The 2,449-nt window shown below is 65.3% G+C and carries 2 protein-coding genes; both read left to right on the forward strand.

The features are described from left to right. Positions 1 to 62: 62 nt before the first annotated feature. Positions 63 to 926 carry a carbon-nitrogen hydrolase family protein gene (locus tag ACE04F_RS17730; RefSeq protein WP_486108694.1) on the forward strand — a complete coding sequence of 288 codons (864 nt, stop codon included), beginning with the start codon at positions 63 to 65 and terminating at the stop codon, positions 924 to 926. Positions 927 to 931: 5 nt separating this feature from the next. Beyond that, positions 932 to 2,374, forward strand: a complete 1,443-nt coding sequence (gene tldD / locus ACE04F_RS17735) for a metalloprotease TldD (protein ID WP_486108696.1) — start codon at positions 932 to 934, stop codon at positions 2,372 to 2,374. Positions 2,375 to 2,449: the final 75 nt, after the last annotated feature.

The raw sequence follows: 2,449 nt of genomic DNA on the forward strand, positions 1-2,449 counted from the left end.
GACCCACCGTTTTCGCGAGCAGGCTCGCTCCCACAAGGGAGATTCGACAGTAAGGAGAAGCCATGCCAGTCGCCGTGATTCAAATGGTCAGCCAGAGCGATGTGCTCACCAACCTGGCCCGTGCCCGGGTGCTGCTGGAGCAGGCCGCGGCGGGTGGCGCACGGCTGGCGGTGTTGCCGGAAAACTTCGCGGCCATGGGCCGGCGGGACGTTGCCGATATCGCCCGGGCCGAAGCCTTTGGTCAGGGGCCGATCCTGCCGTGGTTGAAACAGGTCGCGCGCGACCTCAGGTTATGGATTGTGGCCGGCACGTTGCCGTTGCCGCCGGTGGTCCAGCCCGAGGCCAAGGCCCATGCATGTTCGTTGCTGGTGGACGACCAGGGCGAGATCGTCGCGCGTTATGACAAGCTGCACCTGTTCGACGTGGACGTGGCGGACAATCGCGGACGTTATCGCGAATCCGATGACTATGCTTATGGCGGCAACGTGGTGGTTGCCGACACACCGGTGGGCCGGGTTGGCCTGACGGTCTGCTACGACTTGCGCTTCCCCGAGCTCTACAGCGAGTTGCGGGCGGCCGGGGCCGAGCTGATTACCGCGCCTTCGGCGTTTACGGCGGTGACTGGCGCTGCGCATTGGGACGTACTGATTCGCGCCCGGGCCATCGAAACCCAGTGCTACGTGCTGGCGGCCGCCCAGGGTGGATTGCATCCGGGGCCTCGAGAAACCTTTGGCCATGCCGCGATAATCGACCCGTGGGGGCGTGTACTGGCGCAACAGGATCAAGGCGAGGCGGTGCTGCTGGCCGAGCGCGACGACAGTGAACAGGCGTCCATCCGGGCGCGCATGCCGGTGGCGAGCCATCGGCGCTTTTTCTCGCAGGGCGCCCGACAGCGACCTGTCCAAGACGACGAATTCAAGGCGTAAAACATATGAGCGGGTTGTTGTCCTCAGTCAGTGAACACCTTTTAGCCCCCGGCGGCGTGACCCTGGAAAGCCTGCACGGCGTGCTGGGCGACCTGGCCGGTCCGGGCATCGATGCGGCCGACCTGTATTTCCAGGGGCAGATTTCCGAGTCCTGGTCGCTGGAGGACGGCATCGTCAAGGAAGGCAGTTTCAACCTCGACCAGGGTGTGGGCGTGCGTGCTCAATCCGGCGAAAAGACCGGTTTTGCCTACAGCAACGCCATCACCCTCGAAGCCCTGGGCGCCGCGGCTCGTGCGGCTCGCTCGATTTCCCGGGCCGGGCAGAATGGCACGGTCCAGGCGTTCAGCAGCCAGGACGTGGCGCAGTTGTATGCGCCGGACAATCCCCTGGAAGTCATGAGCCGCGCCGAAAAGGTCGAGCTGCTCAAGCGCATCGACGTCGCCACGCGCGCCCTCGACCCGCGTATCCAGCAGGTATCGGTGAGCATGGCCGGGGTCTGGGAGCGGATCCTGGTGGCCTCCACCGACGGTGGCCTGGCGGCGGATGTGCGACCGCTGGTGCGTTTCAACGTCAGCGTGATCGTCGAGCAGAACGGTCGCCGTGAGCGCGGTGGCCATGGGGGTGGCGGTCGTACCGATTATCGCTATTTCCTCAGTGAAGACCGCGCCATGGGCTACGCCCGCGAAGCGCTGCGCCAGGCGCTGGTGAACCTTGAGGCTATCCCGGCCCCGGCCGGTACGCTGCCGGTGGTGCTCGGCTCCGGCTGGTCCGGCGTGCTGCTGCACGAAGCCGTGGGTCACGGCCTGGAGGGTGACTTCAACCGCAAGGGCAGCTCGGCCTACAGCGGGCGCATGGGCGAGATGGTCGCCTCGAAACTCTGCACCATCGTCGACGACGGCACGCTCGCCGGGCGTCGTGGCTCGCTGAGCGTCGACGACGAAGGCACCCCGACCGAGTGCACCACGCTGATCGAGAACGGCGTGCTCAAGGGCTACATGCAGGACAAGCTCAATGCCCGCCTCATGGGCGTGGCCCGCACCGGCAACGGTCGCCGCGAGTCTTACGCGCACCTGCCGATGCCGCGCATGACCAACACCTACATGCTCGGCGGCCAGAGTGATCCGGCGGAAATCATCGCGTCGGTGAAAAAGGGCATCTACTGCGCCAATCTCGGCGGCGGCCAGGTGGACATCACCAGCGGTAAGTTCGTGTTTTCCACCAGCGAGGCCTATCTGATCGAAGACGGCAAGATCACCGCACCGGTCAAGGGCGCGACGTTGATCGGCAATGGGCCGGAGGCGATGAGCAAGGTGTCGATGGTCGGTAACGACCTGGCGCTGGACAGCGGCGTGGGCACGTGTGGCAAGGATGGGCAGTCAGTGCCGGTGGGTGTCGGTCAGCCGACCCTGAAGATCGATGCGATTACCGTGGGTGGCACGGGCGCATAAAAATATTAAGGGATGTGTGCACGTCATCGTGGCGAGGGAGCTTGCTCCCGCCGGGCTACGCAGTAGCCCCAATGC

The organism is Pseudomonas sp. AGC41 (assembly GCF_057334555.1).